Genomic DNA, 16,431 nt, shown 5'->3' on the forward strand with positions numbered 1-16,431 from the left:
TTCTCCCTTACCCACCAAAAACGCGCTGTGGGTTATCAATCAGTAAGGTTTCAAGTTGTTCGCCGCTCACGCCGTGGCGTTTCAGACGCGGAACAAAATGTTTAAGGATGTAGCCATAGCCATGACCGCCGTAGCGGGTCAGCATGGTTTTCAGGAACACGTCCTGCGACAATAAAATCTGTTCAATAAAGCCGTCATCGATCAGCTCGCGAATAGCACGGGCATTTTCCTCATCGGACGGTGACTGTGCGGACTCGTCGGCATAGTAATAGCTCATGCCGATCATGTCGTACTCCAGAAAGGCTCCGCGCTGCGCGAGTTCGCGCTGGTAACGTTTGTCGGCGAAGCTGGGGTTCATGTGACACAGCACCACATGGCGCAGGTCTGCCCCTTCATCTTCAAGGATATCCAGCACCTGATGGCCTAATCGTGCCCAGCCGGGCAGGTGCACCTCAACCGGCACACGTGTCGCGGCACTGGCACGGCCCGCCGCCCGCAGGGATTTCTCCTCGTCGGGCGTAAAGCGGCTGGACACGCCAATCTCGCCAATCAGGCCAGCCAGCACCTCGGGTTTTTCCTCCCTGCCGCCGAGGTCGTAAATCAGCTTCTCAGTCAGGGCTTCGATGCTGATCGTTTTCACCCAATCCGGATGCGACGGTTCCAGATATAACCCGGTGCTCATGATGATATTCAGCCCGGTCAGGCGTGCGATGCGTTGCAGTGCTTTGGGATCGCGGCCAATGCCAATATTAGTGGGGTCCACCACGGTATCGCCGCCCAGCGCCCGGAACTTCATTAGCTCCTCAACCGCTAAATCGACATCAAACAGCTGGCAGTTATCGCGGCTGATGAGGGGATTAAGCGACAGCTCGCCCAGGTTTTCGATGCTGACGGGCAATTCCGCCAGATGACGATCGCTACAGCAGCAGGGCGGCACCCATTTGCCGGAGGCATCCAGCAAAATATGTTCGTGCATCAGCGTCACACCCATCTCACAGACAGGTAGCGGGCCGAGTACGGTCATCACATAGCCACTGTTAATGCCCAGCGGCAGGGGGTCAGGATGACGAAAAATCGAATGTTTCATCAGCTATCCTTTCGCCGCCGATCGCGTCGGGTTGAGAATGCGGGTGTTCAGCCAGATCGCCAGTAGAATAATCGTACCGGTGGCGATCTGCGTGTAAAACGGGGAGATATGCGACAAAATCAGGCCGTTCTGGATGATGGCAATCGACAGCGCGCCTAACAGCGTGCCAATAACGGTGCCGAAGCCGCCGAACAGACTGGTACTGCCCAGCACCACCGCAGCGATCACCTGCAACTCAAAGCCTTCGCCCTGATTAGAGGATCCGCTGCCGAGACGGGCGGTGATGATCATGCCCGCCAGCGCTGCCGCCATGCCGCTGAGGATGTAGACCTTCATGGTCACGGCTTTGGTGTTAATCCCGCTACGGCGTGCGCCTTCCGCATTCGCGCCAATTGCCGTGACATAACGACCAAAACGCATATGGTTCAGCACGATATGGCCGACCACCAGCACCACGATGCCAATCAGTGCGGGCATCGGAACGCCCAGCACCCAGGCGCGTCCCATAAAGGCGAACAGGCTGTCGGCAGGGATAGGAATGGAGTAACCCTGGGTGACCAGCAGCGCCACGCCGCGCACCACCGCCAGCGTCGCCAGCGTGACGATAAAGGCCGGGATGCCTTCGTAAGCAATAAAGAAGCCGTTGATGGCACCGACCAGCGCGCCCAGCAGCAGACCGCCCAGCAACACCACCGGCCAGGGCAGGCCCCAGTTATTCAGGGCGATAGCGGACAGCGCGCCGACCAGCGCCAGTGTCGATCCCACCGAAAGATCAATCCCACCGGTGGTGATCACCAGCGTCATCGCTGTGGCGACGATCAGCAGCGGCGCACTCTGACGAATGATATTCAGCCAGTTCGCGCTGCTGAGAAAGTTGCCGGTGATCAGGGAAAACACCACGCAGCAGAAAACGAAAAACAGCGCGATGCTGACCACGCCAGAGTGGTTGTGCAGAAGGCGACGCGGCAGCGAGTGCTGTGCCATACGGGAACTGCTCAGATTCATAATAGTCATCCTGTTACCTCGCTCAGTGCGCTGCGGCCGAGCGGGCGACAAATTTCTCACCCACGATCAAATTGACGATCTCGGTCAGATCCGTTTCGGCCACCCGGCGTTCCGCCACGTTAGTGCCTTCGTACATCACCATGATGCGATCGCAGACCAGGAACAGATCCTGCAGGCGATGCGTGATCAGGATGACACTCACGCCACGTGCCGATACCCGCCGGATCAGCTCCAGCACCGCCTCTACTTCGGCGACGGCCAGCGCGGCGGTGGGTTCATCCATGATCAGCACTTTGGGATCGAAGGCGGCGGCGCGCGCAATGGCAATCGCCTGGCGCTGTCCGCCGGATAAATTGCGCACCAGCAGTCGTGTGTCCGGAATAGAAATCCCCAGTCCCTTCAGCATCTCCCGTGCGTCAGCGTGCATTTTCTCTTCATCCAGAAACGGAATGCCGAGAATCGATTTCATCGGCTCACGTCCCATAAACAGATTGCCTGCCACATCGACGGTGTCGCACAGCGACAAATCCTGATAAACCATCTCGATATGGCAGCGGCGTGAATCCGCCGGGTTGCTGAAATGCTGAGCCTCACCATCAATACGAATCGTGCCGCTGGTCGGTACGACCGCACCTGACAGCACCTTGGTCAGGGTGGATTTCCCCGCACCGTTGTCGCCCACCAGGCCCAGTACTTCACCCGGCGCCAGTTGCAGATTGACGCCGCGCAGAGACCGTATCGCGCCATAGGTCTTGGTAATATTCACCATCTCTACCCGAGTCCGGGCAGTTTGTGCTTGCTGCATGTGATTACTCCCATCACCATTAACGGGACCGTTACTCTGTATGCAAAAAAGGGTTATCCAGCACGGTTTACGCCCATGTAAACCGGTTTACCTGCAGAATAAAACCTTTGTCACAACACACAGAACAACACGCTACAACGATATTTGTTTGCCGGGTAAGACATTGCAGCTTCCGTGCCAGCCTGGGAACAGGCGCTACACTCGCGGTCTAACCTTTTGTAATGAAGAACATTTAAATGTTAACTTCAGGTAAACCGGTTTACTTACTATAATGCTGAGAAATTAAAAAGCGCGTTATTTGCGCTAAAACTGTGCGCTTTTGCGCCATTTCGGGACGTTGTTAACACATTTGTATTGAATCGCGCGCCACCCATTCTACTGGCAGACGGGTTTCGGCGGGGACGGGGAGGTCGTCATTCAGAATGCGCAGCATGATCTCTACCGCCGTGCGGCCCAGTTCACGGGCGGGCTGGCGGATGGTTGAAATACGGGGTTGGGTAAAGTCAGCATAGGTCGCGTCATCAAAGCCGACCAGCGACAGCGCGTCGGGCGCGTTGAGTCCACGCGCGCGCAGGCCATCCATCAATCCCAGCACGAGAAAATCGCTCGCGGCAAAGACGGCAGTAGGGCGTTTAGCGCGGCTAAACAGCTGTTCCAGCGCCTGTTTACCGAACTCACGCTGGTATTCGCCGTACATCACCCATTCGGGCGGGATACACAGGCCAGCCTGCTCCATAGCGGTGCAAAACCCCTGGAAGCGTTCGCGCACACTCATCAGTTCGTCCGGACCGCCGACAAAGGCGATATGCCGGTGACCCGCAGCGATCAGCTTTTCGGTAGCAATCCGGCCACCCTGAACGTTATCGACAAACACCTTGGGCACTTCGCTGCCAGGAATGTCCTCATCCAGCAGCACGATGCGCTGGTGGCGGTTAATTTCTTTGCACAACAGGCCGTTATCAGGATGGTTGGTGGTAAACAGCAGGCCGTCTACCTGGCAGGTATCCAGCCAGCGGATAAACTGGCTCTCTTTGTCTGGATGGTTGCGGGTAATACACAGCACCAGGCTGTAGCCATGGGCAGAGGCGGCTTCTTCGGCGGCATCTGCCAGTTCGGCAAAGAAGGGATTGGTAATATCAGGCAGCACCAGCCCCAGGGTTTCACTACCGCCCTTACTCAGTCGGCGTGCCAGGCTGTTACCGCGATAATCCAGTTGACGAATCGCCGCTTCGATACGGTTAATCGTCTCCTGCGGCAGCATAATGCTTTGATTCATATAGCGGGATACGGTCGCTTTAGACAGTCCAGCCAGCGCTGCGACATCGGATAACAGCACCCGTTTTTTACTCATATCACCTGCCATCTTGCCCGGAATCGGCTCTCAGTTAACACCGTTGCGCGCAGCGAATACAGTTTTTCTCTGCCCGCTGACGATAAAATAATCGCTTGACAAAATTTAGCCAAAAGCGAATGTTAAAGGCAGTTTACCGCATTACCCGGGAGTCACTCCCAAACCCGATTAATCCCTTTCACACGTGCACCATAATGGACGGTGTGCAGAAAGTCGATTATTCAGGTTCTGGCTCAAGCAGCCATTCAGACGATATTTGCCCGCCAACACTATTCCCTCTGCATTTCGATGCGGAGATCAACTGGTTATCGCTCATTCCCGACGAGGAATTTTAAGATGATGGCATTTAACACCAGAAAACTGCGTGCTGTTGCGCTGGCAACCGGCTTACTGTCTGCGGGTTCTTTATTTTCACTGGCGCAGGCCGCTCCCACTTATGCGCTGGTTCAGATTAATCAGCAGGCCCTGTTTTTTAATCAGATGAATAAGGGCGCCCAGGACGCAGCAAACGCCAGCGGTAAAAAGTTAGTGATCTTTAACGCCAACGATAATCCTGTGTCGCAAAACGATGCGATCGAAAATTATATTCAACAGGGCGTGAAGGGTATTTTGGTGGATGCGATTGACGTCAACGGCATTATGCCAGCCATAAAAGAAGCGGCCGCCGCTAAAATACCGGTGATTGCGATTGATGCGGTATTACCGGCGGGCCCTCAGGCGGCGCAGGTGGGCGTGGATAATCTGGAAGGCGGCAAAATTATCGGTAAATATTTTGTCGACTACGTGGCGAAAAGTATGGGCGGCAAAGCGCGACTGGGCATTGTGGGCGCGCTGAATTCAGCCGTGCAGAACCAGCGTCAGAAAGGGTTTGAAGACACCATTAAGAGCAATCCGGGCATCACCGTGGCAGACGTGGTTGATGGCCAGAACGTGCAGGATACCGCAATGACGGCGGCAGAAAACCTGATGACCGGTAACCCGGATTTAACCGCTATCTATGCGACCGGTGAACCGGCACTCCTGGGGGCGATTGCTGCTGTTGAAAACCAGGGCCGTCAGAAGGAGATCAAAGTCTTTGGCTGGGATCTGACGTCAAAAGCCATTAGCGGAATTGATGGCGGTTATGTCGAGGCCGTGCTGCAGCAGGATCCGAAAAAGATGGGTGAAGAGGCGGTTAAGGCCCTGAACGCGCTTACGTCGGGCAAAACCGTGTCAAAAACCATTCTGGTGCCGGCCACGGTGGTCACCAAAGCCAATGTGGACAGCTACCGCGCGATATTTAAGTAATCGCTGACTCGCCGCCTGTCTGGAGCAGCGCGGCGAGTTCCTCTGCGGTGGGGAAGGCCTGAAGTGTCCCATGACGGCTGACGGTCAGCGCAGCAGCCTGACTGGCATGAGTCAGTGCCAGGGTATCAATTTCACCCCCACGCAGGAGTGCGGACGCCAGCATCACGGCCAGAAAGGTATCACCTGCGCCGGTAGTATCGACGGCATTGGCGGGTTGTGCCGGGTAAAAGGTTCGCTGGTCACCCTGCGTCAGCCAGGCACCGGCGCTGCCGAATGTGGTCACTAACGTTTTCACTACGCGGGGCTGCAGCTGTTGGGCTTCGTGCTGATTGACCACCGCAATATCCACCAGCGGCCAGCATGCGCTGAACCCTGCGTGCACGGGCGAGGGGTTAAATACGGTGATCAGGTCGTGGGATTTGGCCAGGCTGAACAGCGCATAGGTTTTATCGGGCGAGAAATTGCCCTGCTGCACCAGCAGATCGCCCGGACGCGAGCTGGCAAGATGGTGCTTAAGCGTATCGATGTCCAGCGCATCTGCCGCCGTTGTACTGGTAATAATGGCGTTATCGCCATCGGCGCTGTGCAGAATAAGCGAGGTATCACTCAACGCAGTCATGGGCTGCGTGGGCAATAACGTCACGGGCTCGTTCATGAGCTGCTGGCGGATCCATTTTCCATTGCTGTCATAACCGGTCGCGGCAATTAAATAGGTTTCAATGCCGCAACGGGATAAAAGTATCGCCTGATTCGCGCCTTTACCGCCGATATCCTGCGAACGTTGATAACCGTGAACAGAGGCGCCCTTAGCCGGAATGTCTGTGACAGACCAGGTTTCATCGACAGTAATATTACCAGCCACATAAACACGCATAGTGTTTTCCTGAACAGGATAAAGAAGCGATGGTTGCTATATCAGCAGAAAAAATTGATGCAATACAAGCGATATTTTCACGCCCTAAAGCGGTTATTGGCGTTATTCACTGCGACCCCTTTCCGGGTTCGCCAAAATATCGCGGTAAATCCGTCAGCGCGATAATTGATCGGGCATTACGTGATGCCGAAAATTATATTCTTGGCGGTGTTCACGGCCTGATTGTGGAAAATCATGGCGATATTCCTTTTTCAAAACCTGAGGATATTGGCCCGGAAACGCCGGCGCTGATGGCGGTAATTACGGAAAAAGTGCGGGAGCGTTTCGGCGTGCCGCTGGGCATTAACGTGCTGGCGAACGCAGCCTTACCTGCTTTTGCCACCGCGCTGGCGGGCGGGGCGGATTTTATCCGCGTCAATCAATGGGCCAATGCGTATATCGCCAATGAAGGCTTTATTGAAGGGGCCGCGGCAAAAGCGCTGCGCTACCGAAGCCAGCTTCGCGCCGAACATATCCGGGTGTTCGCCGACAGCCACGTTAAACACGGCAGCCATGCGATAGTGGCCGATCGCTCCATTCAGGAGCTGACCCGCGATGTCGATTTCTTCGAAGCGGATGCGGTTATCGCCACCGGACAACGTACCGGTGACAGCGCCACGCTGGAGGAAATCGACGAGATCCGCGCCGCCACCACTTTGCCGCTGCTGGTGGGATCGGGCGTGACGCCTGCCAACGTCTGCCAGATTCTGGAACGCACGCAGGCTGTCATTGTGGCCAGCGCGCTCAAAGTCGATGGCGTCTGGTGGAACGATGTGGATCGGGACAGGGTAAAACATTTTATGGCGGTGGCGCAGGCTGCGCTGTACCCGGCGTAGCCGCCGTTTAGCACCTGACGCAGGCAACAGAAAATCCCGTAGATGAGGCAACGTTTTTTGTTCAGGTGAGCACGGTGGAGTGTGGCGGCCACCGTGCTACACCAGGTTCAGATCAGCCAGCTTTTTACCACCGGCAGCACGGCGGGCAGCTGAGACAGCAGATAGAGAATCAGCCCGATGGTGCCGCCGACCAGCGTGCCGTTGATACGGATAAACTGCAGGTCTTTGCCGATATTGAGTTCGATCTGCTGCGACATGTCGCGCGCATCCCAGCTTTTCACGGTGTCGCTGATGTGACGCGTCAGGAAGCTGGCAAACTCCGGCGCAACGCTGCGCGCCGCCTGTTCCAGATGCTGGTTCATGGAGTCACGCAGCGCCGGGTCGGCGGCCAGGGTTTCGCCCAGCCACAGAGCCGCACCGCGCACTTTCTCCTGCACCCGCGAATCCTCACTGCTGAGGTCGGCCTTGAGCCAGTTACGCATATCATTCCACAGCTCGCCGATGTAGCGATTGAACGAGGCATCCTCTTTCAGCCAGCCTTTGATCTCTTCGGCGCGCTCGGCCATTTCCGGGTCGGTCTGCAGCTTAACGATCAGTTTATCAACTGCCCGGTTGAAGCCGAGGCGCAGCTCATGGCCCTGATCCAGCGCCACATCATCCAGCAGGGAATCGACCGCATTGGCCACCAGCTCGGCGCTGTGTTCGCCCAGCCATTCGGTCGGCAACATTTTGGCTTTGATCGGATGCTCGCGTTTGAGCCAGCGCACCAGCTGCATCGCAATAAACTCGCGGGTGCTGGGTTTATGCAGCAGCTTCAGCAGCTGTTCAATGGCCGCATCCAGCAGCGCCTGATGACGGTTATTTTTGGTGAGGCTCTCCAGCACCATGGCGCTGGTCTGGGTGAGATCGACCTTGTCGATGGCGCGATGCACGGCGCGGCGCATAAAGGTCTGGATCCGCGCGTCATCGGTGAGATCAAGGAAGCCGCGCATCACCTGCAGCAAATGGCGGCCAACGCGGTCGGCATTGCCTGGCGCATTCAGCCACTGGGCCAGCAGGTTTGAAGGATCGTGACGGCGAATCAGATTCAGCAGGGAGTCGGTATCAAGAAACTTCTCCTGCACAAAGCGCCCGAGGTTTTCACCGATACGATCTTTGTTGCGCGGAATGATAGCGGTATGGCGCGAGATAAAAGGCACCGGCACGCGCCGGAACAGCGCCACCACCGCAAACCAGTCCGCCAGTGCGCCGACCATTGCGGCCTCCGCAATCGCTTTGACGCCGCTGACCCAGAAGCCGGGCGGCAGGAAAAGGGTGACGATGAAGGTCGCGGCGGCGAGCAGCAACAGCAGCAGCGCCAGACGTTTCATCCGTTTCAGTTCGTAGTGTTTATCCATAACCTGATCTTAGCAGAGAGCGGGGGTCATCGGCGACGGCCACCCAGCAGGCTGCCGAGCACCCCACGAATGATCTGATTGGTAATCTGACGCGTGGCGCTTTTCGCCATGGTCTGCACCACGCCGTCGTGTTTGCCGCCGCGCGGGCCGGTGCGGCCAAACAGAATCTCTTTCAGACCACCGAGAATGCCATTGTCGACCGCGACAGCATCGCCTTTGGCCGGGGGTGCACTCGCCTCATCGCTGGCGGCATGAAAGCCTTTTTGCAGCTTTTCAAACGCCGATTCGCGATCGATTTCGGTGTCATATTTGCCATAAAGTGGCGAATGGTTGATCAGGCCGTTACGCTCATCGCCGGTGACCGGACCCATGCGCGAGCCTGGCGCAATGACCATGGCGCGTTCTACTACCGACGGGCTGCCTTTGGCATCCAGGAAAGAGATAAGTGCTTCGCCGGTGCCCAGCGCCTGAATCGCTTCCACGCTGTCAAACGCCGGATTGGCGCGCAGCGTATCGGCGGCCGTTTTCACCGCTTTCTGATCTTTCGGGGTGAAGGCACGCAGGGCGTGCTGGACGCGGTTGCCGAGCTGGCCCAGCACCCGGTCGGGAATATCTGCCGGGTTCTGAGTGACGAACCAGACGCCAACGCCTTTGGAACGGATCAGCCGCATCACCTGCTCAATTTTCTCCAGCAGCACGGCTGGCGCGTCGGTAAACAGCAGGTGCGCTTCATCAAAGAAAAACACCAGCTTTGGCTGATCGAGATCGCCCGCTTCCGGCAGATGCTCGTAAAGCTCCGACAGCAGCCACAGCAGGCTGGTGGCGTAGAGTTTTGGCATCTGGTAGAGCTTCTCCGCAGAGAGGATGTTGATGACGCCTTTGCCGTTGTCGTCGACGCGCATCCAGTCGGCGATATCCAGCATCGGCTCACCAAAGAAGTGTTCCGCACCCTGTTGCTCCAGCGTCAGTAATCCGCGCTGAATCGCGCCGACTGAGGCACTGTTGATATTGCCATAATGCGTCTGAAAGCTTTTGGCGTTGTCACCGATATATTGCGTCATGGCGCGCAGATCTTTGAAGTCCAGCAGCAGCAGGCCCTGGTCATCGGCGATGCGGAAAATAATCTGCAGCACGCCGCTCTGGACTTCATTCAGGTTCAGCAGCCGCGCCAGCAGTAATGGACCGAGATCGGAGACGGTGGCGCGCACCGGATGGCCTTTCTCGCCAAAGATATCCCACAGCACTACCGGATTGCTCTGCGGCTGCCAGTCGGTGACGCCGATTTTCGCCAGCCTCTCCTGCAGCTTTTCGCTGGACTGGCCCGCCATCGCCACACCGGTTAAATCACCTTTGACGTCAGCCATAAAGACCGGTACGCCACTCGCAGAGAACGATTCGGCCAGCTTCTGCAGCGTCACGGTTTTCCCGGTGCCGGTCGCACCGGTAATTAAACCGTGACGGTTGGCCATTTGCGGTAACAGATGAAGTTCGACGTCTGGCGTACGGGCAATCAGTAGCGGGGAAGTCATGGTTTTCCACTCTCAGTCAAAGGATTATGCCTGAAGGATAGCAAGCGGAGCATAGACAGGAGGAGAACAATTCGTCAAAAACGCGGCCGCTGCCCCTAGAGCAGCGGCCTGAAACGCGGGATTACTTCTGCACCTCTTCGAAATTGAGCAGGCTGACGCCGATGCCTTGCTGCAGGTGACTGAGGTTGCTGCGCACCGCCACCTGAGTCGCGCCCTGTAACAGTACGATAAACGGCGAATCCTGCTGGATACGGGTTTGCAGCCCGGTATAGAGGCTACGGCGTTTAGCCGCATCGCTCTCTCCGGCGGCGGCGCGGGTCTGCGCACTCAGCTCCGGAATGGTCCAGCCGACGCGCCACGCCAGGGTTTTACCGCCGCCTGGCACGTTAGAAGCAAAGGTGCTGGCATTGGTGTTGGGGTCGACGTAGTCCGCGCCCCAGTAAGTGAAGATGGCCTGGAAGTCGCGGCTGCGCATTTTGCTCCACAGCTCTGACTCCGCCACCGGCTGGATATCGAGCTGCACATCCGCTTTGGCAAAGCTCGCCTGCAGCGCCTGCGCCACATCGATATACGGCGGCTGGTTCACCACCGTCAGCGCAATATGGGTGCCCGGTTTGATGCCGCCTTTTTGCAGAATGGCCTGGGCTTTTTTCAGATCGTAATGGAACGGCGTGGTGTTCAGCGCACCATCGAAGCCGTCCGGCAGGAAGCTCTGATGGATGCGGTACTGACCTTTCAGCAACTGGTTTGCCAGGCTGTCATAGTCCACCAGCCAGCGTGCCGCCTGCCACAGGGCCGGATTGCCCAGCGCCGGTTGCTGCGCGCTCTGAGTATTAAAGCCAACGTAGTAAACCAGGCTGGACGGGAAGGCGTCGACCCGCACATTGGCCACATTTTTCAGCGCGGCAATCTGGTCCGGGCCGAGCTGGTAGGCGACATCCACGTCACCCTGCTGAAGCAGCAGTCGGCGGCTGCCGGCTTCGGCGACGCCCTTGAGCAATACCCGCTTCAGATGCGGCTTCTGCGTGCTGTAAGGGTTAGCTTCCAGCACCAGCGCCTGTAGCGGGACAAACTGTTTGATGGCATATGCCGCGCTGCCAGCCGAATGCGTTTTCAGCCAGGCGTTGCCGTAATCATTGTTGCTGACGTGCTGCTGTGCCAGTTTACTGTCAACGATGGAGGCGACCGGCGCAGTCAGCAGGCGCAGCGCCAGATCGCTGCCGATCTCAGCCGGCCAGCGCAGCTCAATCTGGTGATCGTTGATCACCGTGAACTGCTGATCGATATTTTCCGGCGTCCAGCCAAACTCACCCAGGATAAAGGAGGGCGCCTTGTTGAGTTTTACCGCACGGGTTAATGAGAACACCACATCCTGAGCCGTCAGTGGATTACCACTGGAGAAGCGGGCCTGCGGATTGAGATCAAAAACGAGACTGTGCGGCGTTTTCCCGGCCTGCCAGTGCGTAGCGGCCAGCGGCGATAATTTTTGCGGATTCTGATGGTCCGGCTCCACGAGCCTCTGATAGATATTGCGCTGGCTGCTGTTGCTGACCATTTCAAAACTTTCCGCCGGATCGAAACTAATGATGCCATCCAGGGGAACGGCAACCACCAGCGTGTCGGCAGGCGTCGCGGCGTGTGCCGGGTGAACCAGTGCCAGTGCAGTCAATAAGGAGAGTGAGAGTAGCGATTTGCGCATCGAGAGTTATCCTGAGTCGTTGATCGCTCTACTCTATCGGGCGCCGGATAATCTCAAAATGCCGGTTTGTTATGAGCTTTGCACAATTACATGCTTAGTTATTCAGGCAAAAAGACGAATTAAGATAATGTCGGTCAGTTATTATTTCAGCGTCATTTTACAGCAGGCGGAATAAAGCCGGATTTATCCAGGCGATCACAATTTGCGCACTGTCTGATTGTATGACCATCAAAGTCACTATAGTGTTATCGATGAGAATGATTCTCTGGTATGGAAGTATGATATTTTTTTATCGGTTATTCAGCGTGATGATGACAGGACGAAAATAATATCCGTCGCTCCTGCGTTAAAACGGCTAAATACCCGATGTTTATGCGGTTTTAGACGCAATTTCCTCGCTGTAAATCTTTTACCTATCCGTAACCCTTCCGCAACACCATGATAAACTTTCACTGCGACACATTTTAAATTCAATTTTTACATTCAGACATAGTTATATCCCTAATATTGCCAGGTTATTAACCGATATGTTCCGTTAGTCACCGAACCATAATTCTACCTGCCTTCTCTGTTCTGCCGTTGTCTGTGCTGTGTGCGTTCATCCCTGCGGGAAGTTTTCTGCCTGCACCAGGCCTTTCAGCGTCATAACACCGTAAGCGGGTATTTAGCAGATGAGAGTCGTGCGGATATGCTTTTAGAAAAACCCACCACCAGGCGTAAATTTTTGCTCGGTTCACTGCTGGCGTTGCCATTAAGTGAGCTGGTCCTGAAAGGCATGACTGCGGCACAGGCTGCAGAGATGGCCGCACCCGAGTTAGCCGATTACAAACCGATCTTTTTTAGTGCCGATGAGTGGCAGTTTATTCTGGCCGCCACCGACCGCCTGATTCCGGCGGGCGGCAAAGGCAAAGCGCCAGGCGCGCTGGAAACTAACGTGCCGATCTTTATCGATCAGCAGCTGCACAGCGAAGCGTTTGGCAGCGAAATCTATATGCAGGGACCTTTCAACACGAAAGCACCCGCCACGATGGGTTATCAGATCCCGTTCCGTCCCCAGCAGATGTATCAGACCGGTATCCGGCTGATCAATCAGTGGTCGCAGACTACGCACCAGAAAGCGTTTCATGCGCTGACGCTGGAAGAGAAAGATGCGGTGCTGACCCAGGTCAACAAAAACGAGATCGACTTTGCCGCGCTGGGCGAAGCCGATCTTAAGCCTTCCCATTTCTTCAGCCAGCTGCTTTCCGATACCAAGCATGGCTACCTGGCCGACCCGATGTACGGCGGTAATAAAGGCATGAAAGCCTGGATCGCCATCGGCTTCCCGGGGGCGCGTGCCAGCTTCACCGAATGGGTGAAACAGCACAACGTTCCTTATCCACTCGGCCCGGTCAGCATCAAAGGTGAACGCGCATAAGCGCTTCCACATCAGGTAAACAGGATTATCATGGCACAGGTTACTAAAAAAGAAGTCGACGTCGTGGTCTGCGGCCTCGGCTGGGCAGGCTCGCTGATGAGCATCGAGCTGGCACTGGCAGGTCTGGACGTGCGCGCCCTGGAGCGCGGCGGCGATCGCGATTATGACGAGTTCGCCTACCCTAAACCGGCGGATGAATACGCCTATGCGGTGCGCAACAAAGTGTTTGCGACACCCGCCGAAGTGGCGGTCACCGTGCGCTACAACAGCAGCCAGACGGCATTGCCAACCCGTAAATGGGGCGCGTTCGCACCGGGCACCGGCGTAGGCGGTTCCGGCCTGCACTGGACGGCAGTACTGATCCGTCCGACGCCGACCGATATCAAACTTAAAACCTACGTTGACGAGGCTTACAAGCCCGGCATTCTGCAGGATGATATGCGGGTGATGGACTTCCCGTTCAGCTGGGAAGAGATCGAGCCCTATTACTACAAATTTGAACTGATTTGCGGCCAGTCTGGTAACACCGGCAACCTGCGCGGCAAAATTTTGGAAGGCGGCGACCCGTTTGAAGGCCCGCGTTCCGAGCCTTATCCGCTGCCCGCGCTGGATGACACGCTGAACAACGTGATGTTCAAAGAGGTGGCGACGAAGCTCGGTTACCACCCGTTCCCGAACCCGTCAGCTTGTGTGTCGCGCGCATGGAAAAACCCGTACGGCAACCAGATCGCACCGTGCAACTACTGCGGTTACTGCAGTAAATATCCGTGCCTGAACTACTCCAAAGCGTCGCCGCAGACCGCGGTGATGGATTCGCTGAAGCGTATGCCGAACTTCTCTTATGAAGTGAATGCGGAAGTGATTAAGGTCGTGCTGAACGATGATAAGAAAACCGCCAAAGGCGTGATCTATATCGATGCACAGGGCAACGAGTGCTTCCAGCCCGCCAAAATCGTGGTGCTGAGCAGCTTCCAGCTTTACAACGTGCGTCTGATGCTGCTTTCCGGCATCGGCAAGCCTTACAACCCGATTACCGAAGAGGGCGTGGTCGGCCGTAACTACGCGTTCCTGTCGAACGGCGGCGCAACGCTGTTCTTCAAAGATAAAAACTTCAATCCGTATGCGACTGCGGGCGCGACCGGCCAGATGTTTAACGATATCTCGCCAGGCAACTTCGACGGTCCTTCGCTCGGCTTCCTGGGCGGCGCGAAGATCCACAGCTCACAGGCGACCGGCACGCCGATCAGTACCGCGCTGCCAAAAGGCACGCCGACCTGGGGCATGGGCTACAAGGAAGGTCTGGAAGAGTGGTACGGCCATTCGATGAAGATCAGTATCACCACCACCTGCCAGTCTTATCGCGACATCTATCTGGATCTCGATCCGAACTACAACGATCACCGTGGCCTGCCACTGCTGCGTATGACGTTTAACTGGAAAGAGAATGAGCTGAAGCTGCAGCAGCATCTGAAAGGCATCGTCGGCAACATCGCTAAAGAACTGAACCCCGACAGCATGAGCATGAGCTTCCTGCCGATGGGCGCGGACTTCGATATCACCAAGTATGTCTCTACCCACAACGTGGGCGGCGCGGTGATGGGCGATAACCCGAAAACCTCGGCGCTGAACAAGTATCTGCAGAGCTGGGATGTGCATAACGTCTTTGTGCCGGGCGGCAACGCCTTCCCGCAGAACTTCCAGGCGAACCCGACCGATACCATCGGTGCGATTACTCTGATGGCGGCGCAGGCGATCAAAGATCACTACCTGAAAAATCCCGGCCCACTGGTACAGGCATAAGCGCATGAATAAGCTGAAACTGAAGTCTTTTATTTTTGCCAACGCGGTGCTGCTGGCCAGCGGATTTGCGCTGCCGGTTCACGCCGAAGATGAAGCGCAACTGATTAAGCAGGGCGAGTATCTCTCGCGGCTGGGCGACTGTATGGCGTGCCACTCGCTGCCCGGCAAACCGGCCTATTCGGGTGGTCTGGCGATTGAGTCGAACCTCGGCACCATCTTCTCGACCAACATCACGCCGGATAAGCAGCACGGTATCGGCAACTACAGCGAGCAGCAGTTCTCTGACGCGGTGCGCAAGGGCGTATTACCGGACGGATCGCATCTCTATCCGGCCATGCCGTATCCTGACTACGCCAAAATCAGCGATGCCGATATGCACGCGCTCTACGTCTACTTTATGAAAGGCGTGCAGCCGAGCGCAGAACAGCCACCGGAAACCGATCTGAGCTTCCCGTTCAGTCAGCGCTGGGGCATGCGGTTCTGGAACTGGGCGTTCGCGTCCGATAAACCGTTCCAGCCGATTGGCGGTGCATCAGCCGAAGTTAACCGCGGTGCCTATATCGTGGAGAGTCTGGGTCACTGCGGCAGCTGTCATACGCCGCGCGGTCTGGGCATGAACGAGAAAGCGCTGGATAGCGGTGACGATAAATTCCTGGCGGGCGGCAGCCTGAACAACTGGGATGTCCCGTCACTGCGTGGCCTGCCACACTGGAGCGAGCAGGAAGTCATTGATTACCTGCAGACCGGGCGTAACGATAAAGCGGCAGTCGGCGGCGAGATGACCTCGGTGGTTGAGCACAGCAGCTCACACATGACCGATGCCGATCTCAAAGCCATTGCGGCTTACCTGAAGTTCCTGGGCGGCAATCCGCCACTGCAGGCCTTCAACGTGCAGGCGCAGCAGGCAACGGAAGCGAAACTCACTGCCGCGAAGAACCTCAGCGAAGGCGAGCGTCTCTATCTGGATAACTGCGGCGCCTGTCACTTCGTGACCGGCAAAGGCGCACCCGGGATCTTCCCGGAGCTGGATGGCGCAACCATCGTCAATGCTAAGGATCCAACCGGCCTGATCCACACCATTCTGGCCGGCGCGCAGCAGCCTTCTACCGAGAAAGCACCGTCTAAACTGGCGATGCCGGGCTTTGCCCAGCGGCTGAATGATGATGAAGTCGCGCAGCTGGCGACCTTTATTCGTCAGGGCTGGAGCAACACCGCGCCTGCGGTGAGCAAAGATCAGGTTGCTGAAGTGCGTAAAACGCTGAAGTAATCGCGCTTTCCCCTCTGCCTGTCCGGAGAGGGGAAAAC

The 16,431-nt window shown here is 56.6% G+C and carries 13 protein-coding genes; 5 read left to right on the forward strand and 8 right to left on the reverse strand.

What is annotated here, in order from left to right:
* Positions 1 to 7: 7 nt before the first annotated feature.
* The 4 genes from AC6I8E_RS02340 to AC6I8E_RS02355 form a co-directional block, all read right to left on the reverse strand.
* On the reverse strand, positions 8 to 1,087 hold the full coding sequence (locus AC6I8E_RS02340) for a phosphotriesterase family protein (protein ID WP_497824373.1): 1,080 nt from the start codon (positions 1,085 to 1,087) through the stop codon (positions 8 to 10).
* A 3-nt stretch (positions 1,088 to 1,090) separates the two neighbouring features.
* Positions 1,091 to 2,092, reverse strand: coding sequence for an ABC transporter permease (locus tag AC6I8E_RS02345; protein ID WP_187266233.1), 1,002 nt, complete (start codon positions 2,090 to 2,092; stop codon positions 1,091 to 1,093).
* 22 nt (positions 2,093 to 2,114) lie between these two features.
* Positions 2,115 to 2,861, reverse strand: coding sequence for an ATP-binding cassette domain-containing protein (locus tag AC6I8E_RS02350; RefSeq protein WP_162470140.1), 747 nt, complete (start codon positions 2,859 to 2,861; stop codon positions 2,115 to 2,117).
* Positions 2,862 to 3,237: 376 nt separating this feature from the next.
* Entirely contained in the window at positions 3,238 to 4,260 is a 1,023-nt protein-coding gene (locus AC6I8E_RS02355; RefSeq protein WP_033781712.1) for a LacI family DNA-binding transcriptional regulator, read from the reverse strand.
* 324 nt (positions 4,261 to 4,584) lie between these two features.
* Between AC6I8E_RS02355 and AC6I8E_RS02360 the strand changes: the two genes are divergently transcribed.
* Positions 4,585 to 5,535 carry an ABC transporter substrate-binding protein gene (locus AC6I8E_RS02360; RefSeq protein WP_061061485.1) on the forward strand — a complete coding sequence of 317 codons (951 nt, stop codon included), beginning with the start codon at positions 4,585 to 4,587 and terminating at the stop codon, positions 5,533 to 5,535.
* Here AC6I8E_RS02360 and AC6I8E_RS02365 read toward each other — a convergent pair.
* Positions 5,528 to 6,409 (reverse strand): ribokinase, encoded by an 882-nt coding sequence (locus tag AC6I8E_RS02365; protein WP_147789332.1) that lies wholly within the window; start codon positions 6,407 to 6,409, stop codon positions 5,528 to 5,530. The two genes, AC6I8E_RS02360 and AC6I8E_RS02365, sit on opposite strands and share 8 nt — an antisense overlap.
* Before the next feature lie 29 nt (positions 6,410 to 6,438).
* On the opposite strand from AC6I8E_RS02365, the gene AC6I8E_RS02370 reads away from it, so the two are divergent.
* On the forward strand, positions 6,439 to 7,284 hold the full coding sequence (locus AC6I8E_RS02370; RefSeq protein ID WP_497824374.1) for a BtpA/SgcQ family protein: 846 nt from the start codon (positions 6,439 to 6,441) through the stop codon (positions 7,282 to 7,284).
* 107 nt (positions 7,285 to 7,391) lie between these two features.
* Here AC6I8E_RS02370 and AC6I8E_RS02375 read toward each other — a convergent pair whose 3' ends face one another.
* The 3 genes from AC6I8E_RS02375 to AC6I8E_RS02385 form a co-directional block, all read right to left on the reverse strand.
* On the reverse strand, positions 7,392 to 8,681 hold the full coding sequence (locus AC6I8E_RS02375; RefSeq protein ID WP_370425995.1) for a DUF445 domain-containing protein: 1,290 nt from the start codon (positions 8,679 to 8,681) through the stop codon (positions 7,392 to 7,394).
* Between the two features lie 26 nt (positions 8,682 to 8,707).
* On the reverse strand, positions 8,708 to 10,210 hold the full coding sequence (locus AC6I8E_RS02380; protein ID WP_497824375.1) for a helicase HerA-like C-terminal domain-containing protein: 1,503 nt from the start codon (positions 10,208 to 10,210) through the stop codon (positions 8,708 to 8,710).
* A gap of 121 nt (positions 10,211 to 10,331) precedes the next feature.
* Positions 10,332 to 11,909, reverse strand: coding sequence for an ABC transporter substrate-binding protein (locus tag AC6I8E_RS02385; RefSeq protein ID WP_497824376.1), 1,578 nt, complete (start codon positions 11,907 to 11,909; stop codon positions 10,332 to 10,334).
* 688 nt (positions 11,910 to 12,597) lie between these two features.
* Between AC6I8E_RS02385 and AC6I8E_RS02390 the strand changes: the two genes are divergently transcribed.
* From AC6I8E_RS02390 to AC6I8E_RS02400, 3 genes are read left to right on the forward strand one after another with little or no spacing between them, the layout of a single operon-like run.
* Complete coding sequence (locus AC6I8E_RS02390) at positions 12,598 to 13,326, forward strand: gluconate 2-dehydrogenase subunit 3 family protein (protein ID WP_061061491.1); 729 nt, start codon at positions 12,598 to 12,600, stop codon at positions 13,324 to 13,326.
* A 30-nt stretch (positions 13,327 to 13,356) separates the two neighbouring features.
* Positions 13,357 to 15,126 carry a GMC family oxidoreductase gene (locus AC6I8E_RS02395; RefSeq protein WP_033731366.1) on the forward strand — a complete coding sequence of 590 codons (1,770 nt, stop codon included), beginning with the start codon at positions 13,357 to 13,359 and terminating at the stop codon, positions 15,124 to 15,126.
* A 4-nt stretch (positions 15,127 to 15,130) separates the two neighbouring features.
* A complete protein-coding gene (locus AC6I8E_RS02400) occupies positions 15,131 to 16,393 on the forward strand; it encodes a c-type cytochrome (RefSeq protein ID WP_033731367.1) in 1,263 nt (420 codons plus the stop codon).
* Positions 16,394 to 16,431: the final 38 nt, after the last annotated feature.

Source organism: Pantoea sp. X-Soil-YNGN-785 (assembly GCF_059730585.1).

Excerpts from the sequence above, each read along its gene's own strand:
- AC6I8E_RS02340 (WP_497824373.1), bottom strand. The coding sequence starts at position 1,087 with ATGAAACATTCGATTTTTCGTCATCCTGACCCCCTGCCGCTGGGCATT.
- AC6I8E_RS02345 (WP_187266233.1), bottom strand. The coding sequence starts at position 2,092 with ATGAATCTGAGCAGTTCCCGTATGGCACAGCACTCGCTGCCGCGTCGC.
- AC6I8E_RS02350 (WP_162470140.1), bottom strand. The coding sequence starts at position 2,861 with ATGGTGAATATTACCAAGACCTATGGCGCGATACGGTCTCTGCGCGGC.
- AC6I8E_RS02355 (WP_033781712.1), bottom strand. The coding sequence starts at position 4,260 with ATGGCAGGTGATATGAGTAAAAAACGGGTGCTGTTATCCGATGTCGCA.
- AC6I8E_RS02360 (WP_061061485.1), top strand. The coding sequence starts at position 4,585 with ATGATGGCATTTAACACCAGAAAACTGCGTGCTGTTGCGCTGGCAACC.
- AC6I8E_RS02365 (WP_147789332.1), bottom strand. The coding sequence starts at position 6,409 with ATGCGTGTTTATGTGGCTGGTAATATTACTGTCGATGAAACCTGGTCT.
- AC6I8E_RS02370 (WP_497824374.1), top strand. The coding sequence starts at position 6,439 with ATGGTTGCTATATCAGCAGAAAAAATTGATGCAATACAAGCGATATTT.
- AC6I8E_RS02375 (WP_370425995.1), bottom strand. The coding sequence starts at position 8,681 with ATGGATAAACACTACGAACTGAAACGGATGAAACGTCTGGCGCTGCTG.
- AC6I8E_RS02380 (WP_497824375.1), bottom strand. The coding sequence starts at position 10,210 with ATGACTTCCCCGCTACTGATTGCCCGTACGCCAGACGTCGAACTTCAT.
- AC6I8E_RS02385 (WP_497824376.1), bottom strand. The coding sequence starts at position 11,909 with ATGCGCAAATCGCTACTCTCACTCTCCTTATTGACTGCACTGGCACTG.
- AC6I8E_RS02390 (WP_061061491.1), top strand. The coding sequence starts at position 12,598 with ATGCTTTTAGAAAAACCCACCACCAGGCGTAAATTTTTGCTCGGTTCA.
- AC6I8E_RS02395 (WP_033731366.1), top strand. The coding sequence starts at position 13,357 with ATGGCACAGGTTACTAAAAAAGAAGTCGACGTCGTGGTCTGCGGCCTC.
- AC6I8E_RS02400 (WP_033731367.1), top strand. The coding sequence starts at position 15,131 with ATGAATAAGCTGAAACTGAAGTCTTTTATTTTTGCCAACGCGGTGCTG.